The sequence below is a fragment of the Armatimonas sp. genome, from assembly GCF_031410135.1.
Lineage (GTDB): Bacteria > Armatimonadota > Armatimonadia > Armatimonadales > Armatimonadaceae > Armatimonas.
The window spans coordinates 1-4,267 of record NZ_JANNYP010000475.1 but is presented as its reverse complement, the minus strand read 5'-3'; the positions used below and the strand labels follow the sequence as shown (position 1 = coordinate 4,267).

The 4,267-nt window shown below is 57.2% G+C and carries 5 protein-coding genes; 2 read left to right on the top strand and 3 right to left on the bottom strand.

The features are described 5' to 3' along the window. Positions 1-60: 60 nt before the first annotated feature. Entirely contained in the window at positions 61-1,038 is a 978-nt protein-coding gene (locus tag RMO15_RS17635; RefSeq protein ID WP_309714815.1) for a hypothetical protein, read from the bottom strand. A gap of 19 nt (positions 1,039-1,057) precedes the next feature. On the opposite strand from RMO15_RS17635, the gene RMO15_RS17630 reads away from it, so the two are divergent. Continuing rightward, positions 1,058-2,131 (top strand): exo-alpha-sialidase, encoded by a 1,074-nt coding sequence (locus RMO15_RS17630; RefSeq protein WP_309714813.1) that lies wholly within the window; start codon positions 1,058-1,060, stop codon positions 2,129-2,131. A gap of 218 nt (positions 2,132-2,349) precedes the next feature. Then, the gene (locus RMO15_RS17625; RefSeq protein WP_309714812.1) at positions 2,350-2,769 is read left to right on the top strand and encodes a hypothetical protein; all 420 of its coding nucleotides are present in this window, start codon (positions 2,350-2,352) and stop codon (positions 2,767-2,769) included. A gap of 37 nt (positions 2,770-2,806) precedes the next feature. On the opposite strand, the gene RMO15_RS17620 is transcribed toward RMO15_RS17625, so the two are convergent. After that, positions 2,807-3,274, bottom strand: a complete 468-nt coding sequence (locus tag RMO15_RS17620) for a macro domain-containing protein (protein WP_369016133.1) — start codon at positions 3,272-3,274, stop codon at positions 2,807-2,809. A gap of 412 nt (positions 3,275-3,686) precedes the next feature. Further along, positions 3,687-4,267, bottom strand: a 581-nt coding sequence (locus tag RMO15_RS17615) for a hypothetical protein (RefSeq protein WP_309714808.1), incomplete at its 5' end; no start/stop codon positions are given.

Sequence of the window (4,267 nt, the reverse complement as noted above, 5' to 3'; positions counted from 1 at the left end):
CGGCGGCGATCCGTTCACAAACATTGACTTCTTGCTGGGCGAACTGAAGCGTATCAACCGCTAGAGCTTCTCCCCAAAGGCCAGGAAAGCCGTCCAATCCTCCGGGAGCATGGCGTGCTTTCCGGGGCGCATGAACTTTTGTACAAGCTTCTCGTCGCCACCGAGGAGCTTCCAGGTGGGCAGGGCAGCATCTAAAAGTGAGAACTGGCCGTCGTAGTTGGCCCAGGTATCCTCTTGAGCGTTGGACAAAAGTATCGGACGGGGCGCGACACAGGCTATCAGGCAGTGCTGGTCAAAGGGAAGCTCGCCGGGGCGCTCATTGAATTTCTTGTAGGCATCGTTGAACCAGTGGGGGAAGACCGTGTTGATGCGCTGCACCGACTCGCCAATCGTGCCTCGGCTCGGGGCCGCGCCACCCGTGCCGGACTGGTGGGGAATCACGGCGGCAAAGCGCTCGTCGCGCGCACCGGCCAAGAGCGTCGCCTTCCCGAGGCGCGAGTGCCCCAGCGCGATAAGCTTCTTCCCATCAAGCTCGGGTACCGTCAGCGCCCAGTCCACCATGCGCGAAAACCCCCACGCCCAGAGCGAGACCGCACGGTACTTGGACTCGTAGAGCGGAGACTCTTTCCGATCCGCCACCAACTCTTCGTAGCAGACCGTCGCGACTGCAAACCCACGCCGAGCCGCCTCCGAAAAGCTCCACGCCGTCGGGCCAGTGTGCAGCGCCTCGTTGCCGTTAAAGTTCAGTGCCAGAAACGTCGCGGCGGGCTTAGCTTGTTTAAGCGGCAGCGTGAGCTGAAGCGAGACGGGACCAAGAATCCCCGTGTGGAGGCGAATAGTGCGGAGCAGAAACCCGTCCATGGGCTTCTCACTCAGCACCGTTGCCTTGGGAGCCTCTGCCAGTGGCGCTTCGCCATACATCAGCTCCGTGAATTGCCTCAACAGCTCCGGGCGACGCTTACCGCGCCATTGCTCCGCCGTCGTACCTTTTGTAAAAATCTCTGGCAACGGCCCCGAAATCCCTTTTAAATCATCCATGATGCGCTACAATTTCCGCATGACAAAGACGTATTCCTCTGAGCTTATCTTTCCGCTAGGCAAGCTGCACAGCCATAGCAGCAGTATCGTGGAGTTTCCCCGAGGGCAGTTATTGGTGTGCTGGTACATGGGCTCGGGTGAGCGCAAGGCCGACGATGTGCGAATCATGGGAGCGACGAAGCCACTCAAGGGCGGCGTGTGGTCAAAGCCCTTTGTGCTCGCCGACACGCCCGGATTTCCTGATACGAACTGCGTGCTGACGGTCAATGGTGACGGGCGGCTCTGGCTGTTCTACGGGACGCAGCTTGATAACAACTGGGAGAGCACGCTGCTCAAGTATAAAGTGGGGCGCAAGCTGGGCCAGTGGGACGACATGGGCGTGGTACCGCTCAAGCCGGGCGACGAGGAGTTTCCTGCCGAAGTTCGAGCCAAGTTTCCCCAGGTGCTGGCGGCCTACCCGGAGCTCGAAAAGCACCGGGCGGAGCTTCTCGCGATGGCGGACAATAAACTCAAGCGGCGCATGGGCTGGATGGGGCGTTGCAAGCCGCTGATCGAGGGCAAGCGGATGCTCCTGCCGCTCTACTCCGATGGCTACAACTTCTCGCTCATCGCCATCACCGACGATGGCGGGGCCACGTGGACGTGCTCCAAGCCCTTGATTGGGCCTGGGGCAGTGCAGCCTAGCTTGGTTCGGCGCAAAGATGGGGTAATTGTAGCGTTTTGCCGCAACAACGGCCCCGCGCCACAGCGGATGCTGGTGAGTGAGTCGAGCGATAATGGACTTTCCTGGACTGTCGCCACGCACCACCAGCTCCTCAACCCTGGCTCCAGCGTGGACGTGCTGAAGTTGCGGGATGGCCGCTGGCTGATTTGCTACAACGATACGGAAAGCGGACGCCACCAGCTCGCGCTTTCGTACTCCGAGGACGAAGGCAAGAGTTGGACGAAGACAATGCACCTTGATGAAGCCGATATAGCGAGTAAGTCGTATCCGTCGCTAATGCAAGCCTCCGATGGCAGTGTGCACGTTACCTACAGCTTTAGTAGCCCCAACGGCGAGACGATTCGGCACGTGCGGCTCAGTCCACTTTGATAAAACCGAAGTAATACACCAGACCAATCAGGACGATCACGAATAGGAGCAAAAAAAGCGTGGCAGGGGAGCGAGTCTTGGATTTGGTGCTACGTTGTTGCCGTGTGGCCATAGGGAACATTCTACCAAATTTTTCACACTCGCGTGTTTGAACCTTCCGTAAAGCCTTGCGTCTGAGAGGGCAGAACGCACTAAGGTGCTTCGAAAGGAACCAAAAAATGACAATCAACCGTTTTTCGATGCTCTTCGCCACTGCACTAGCGCTTGTCGCGACATCTGCTTTCGCACAGGACACCAAGCCAGGCAAGGGCGGCGATGCCAAACCGGGCCAAGAAGGTGGCAAGGGCCAGCGCAAAGGGGGAGCAATGAACCCCAAGACACTCGAGAAAGAGCTTGGCCTGACGTCTGAGCAGATGGACAAGCTGAAGCCCGCTTTTAAGACCATGACCGAGGAGCGCAAGAAGGTGGCTGACGTCACGGATCCTAAAGAAAAGCGCACCAAGATGATGGATCTCACCAAGAACCTCATGAAATCCGTCGAGGAAGTGCTGACTCCTGACCAGAAAAAGAAGTTCGAGGAGATGAAAAAGGCTGCGGCAGGTGGTGCCAAGAAAAAGAAGAAAGACGGCGGCAACTAAGACGTCCGATAAACCGGGGCAGAGATTCTGCCCCGGTTTATTGTTTTTTGTAGCGCACGATGCGAACTGTGCCCGTTGTCGAGATCTCTTCCAGCGTCGCGAGCATGATCTCCAGTGCACGCTCTGTGTTAAAGCTCCCTGAACCCGCCCCGATCACGGGAAATGCCACAGACTCGAATTTCTTCTCTTCCACAATCTGCATCGCACTCTTCACCGACTCACGGATCGAGAACTCCGACGCTTGCCAGAGCATGCTGATCCCGGTGACATGAATAATGGCTTTGTAGGGAAGCCGCCCCGCCGTGGTGAGTCGCGCACTTCCCAGAGGCATCGCACCGAAACGTGCCAGCTCCTGAAACGGCTCGTAGCCCGCTTTCTTTTTAATCGCCCCTGAGACTCCTTGCGGCAAGAGCAGCCACCACGGGATGATATTGCGGTTCCAGGCGTTTACGATCACGTCAACGGGTTGATCGCAAATGTCTCCCCAAACAAGCTCCGGGATCACGGGTGTAACGCTTTTTTTGTCATTTTCTCATAAACCCGATCACGCAGAGCAAAAGCAGAGCCTGATGAGCTACTGGAGTGTATGGTCACGTTGGAGAGCCCCGGTTTTCCAGGGACTTCCTGGATGGAAACAACAAGATTATCAGCTGGACGGAGAAGGAAGTGCTTACCCTCGCCATACAGCAGACCTATCGAATGCGCCGTTGAGGAGACCTCCCGCGTCCGATCCCGCCAGCCTTCTTCTCGGACTGCCCCTTGCGCAACCGAGTAGGCTTGGGAAAACGGCACTGCCACTGTGCGCGTCTCGTACGAGTTTTCCCAGGTTCCCAAAGCCACGTAACGCATAAGGGGATACAGGAGCAGTGGCCCTAAAGCGATTAAAAACGGCATCGTGAGAGATTTATTGTTCATGATTAACCTTCTGGATCATCGAGGAGTGCTTGCAATCGTGCGCCAAGTTCTGGCGGGTACTTTGTCGTCCAAGTTTCGTCAATCAGCCCCACCTCGATCAGGTCAAGAAGATGTACTTGGTCTTTTCGGCGATAGGCCGTGAGCTTGATCTGCACCAAAGCGTCGAGTGAAAGCACTTGAAAACGGTCGGCTCGCACGGAGTCGGTGACGTCGGGGTGTGGCAGTATATCCGTGTCAAACACCCGCTCATTGGCAAAGACAATATGCACCGCGTCGCGGGCTTTGGCATCGGGGCCGTCGAGGAACATATCAATGCCTCGGACGTGCCGAAAGATGAAGCCAATCGCCTCCAGCGCCACTTTGGCCTTTTCCAGATCGCCGCGCCGAAGAAGCATGTCCACATCTTGCGTATTGCGAACCGCCGCTTCATCCACGGAGGAGACCCAGGAGGCGACGGCGTTCCCCCCGACTACGGCGTAGGCGAGACCAGCAGTATCCAGTGCCTCTGCGGCACGCAAGAGTCGGGCTTTTACTTTTTCCACAGCGCTGACCATCCTATCCAGTGAGAAAGTTGTCGCTGACA

Excerpts from the sequence above, each read along its gene's own strand:
- RMO15_RS17635 (WP_309714815.1), bottom strand. The coding sequence starts at position 1,038 with ATGGATGATTTAAAAGGGATTTCGGGGCCGTTGCCAGAGATTTTTACA.
- RMO15_RS17630 (WP_309714813.1), top strand. The coding sequence starts at position 1,058 with ATGACAAAGACGTATTCCTCTGAGCTTATCTTTCCGCTAGGCAAGCTG.
- RMO15_RS17625 (WP_309714812.1), top strand. The coding sequence starts at position 2,350 with ATGACAATCAACCGTTTTTCGATGCTCTTCGCCACTGCACTAGCGCTT.